The organism is Polaromonas sp., from assembly GCF_030682935.1.
In the GTDB taxonomy this organism is placed as follows: Bacteria; Pseudomonadota; Gammaproteobacteria; order Burkholderiales; family Burkholderiaceae_C; genus Polaromonas.
The window spans coordinates 1-1,083 of sequence record NZ_JAUXNA010000385.1 but is presented as its reverse complement, the minus strand read 5'-3'; the positions used below and the strand labels follow the sequence as shown (position 1 = coordinate 1,083).

General features: G+C 61.0%; 1 protein-coding gene. It reads left to right on the top strand.

What is annotated here, in order from left to right:
- On the top strand, positions 1 to 1,083 hold a 1,083-nt coding region (gene htpG / locus Q8K05_RS17755), incomplete at both ends, for a molecular chaperone HtpG (protein WP_305247937.1).

Sequence of the window (1,083 nt, the reverse complement as noted above, 5' to 3'; positions counted from 1 at the left end):
GGCCGACCGCATCATCGTGGAAAGCCGCCGTGCCGGTTTGCCCGCCGACCAAGGCGTGCGCTGGAGCAGTGAGGGCACGGGCGAATTCGAGGTCAGCGAAATTGATCGGACCGAGCGCGGTACCAGCGTCATCCTGCATCTGAAAGACGACGCGCTGGACTACCTGAACGCCTGGAAGCTCAAGGGCGTCATCAACAAATACTCCGACCACATTTCGCTGCCCATCCTGATGCCCAAGGAAGAGTGGAAGGACGGCGAAAACGACCAGCCCGGTGAAATGGTGGCGACCGGCGAGTGGGAAACCGTGAACCAGGCCGCCGCGCTGTGGACGCGTGCCAAAAAAGACATCACGCAAGAACACTACGACGAGTTCTACAAACAGATCAGCTACGACCACGATGCACCGCTGGCCACCACGCACAACCGTGTCGAAGGCGCGACCGAATACACCCAACTGCTGTTTATTCCGGCCAAAGCGCCGATGGACCTGTTCAATCGCGACAAGGCTGCGGGCGTCAAGCTCTATGTCAAGCGCGTCTTCATCATGGACGACGCGCAGGCGCTGCTGCCGAGCTACCTGCGCTTTGTGAAGGGTGTGGTGGACTCGTCCGACCTGCCGCTCAATGTGTCGCGCGAGTTGCTGCAGGAAAGCCGCGCCGTCAAGGCGATTCGCGAAGGCAATACCCGCCGCGTGCTGTCCATGATTGAAGACCTGGCCGCCAACGAGCCGGAAAAGTTTGCCGGTTTTTATGCCGAGTTTGGTGCCGTGCTGAAGGAAGGCCTGGGTGAAGATGCCGCCAACCGCGAACGCTTGGCCAAGCTGCTGCGTTTTGCCAGTTCGACGACGGACACCGTGACCGTGAGCTTTGCCGACTACAAGGCCCGCATGAAGGACGGCCAGGACGCGATTTACTACAACACGGCCGACACGCTGGCCGCCGCCAAGAGCAGTCCGCAGCTGGAAATTTTCCGCAAGAAGGGCATTGAAGTGCTGCTCATGGCCGACCGCGTGGACGAGTGGGCGCTGAACTACCTGCACGACTTTGACGGCACGCCGCTGCAGTCGGTGGCCAAGGGCGCGGT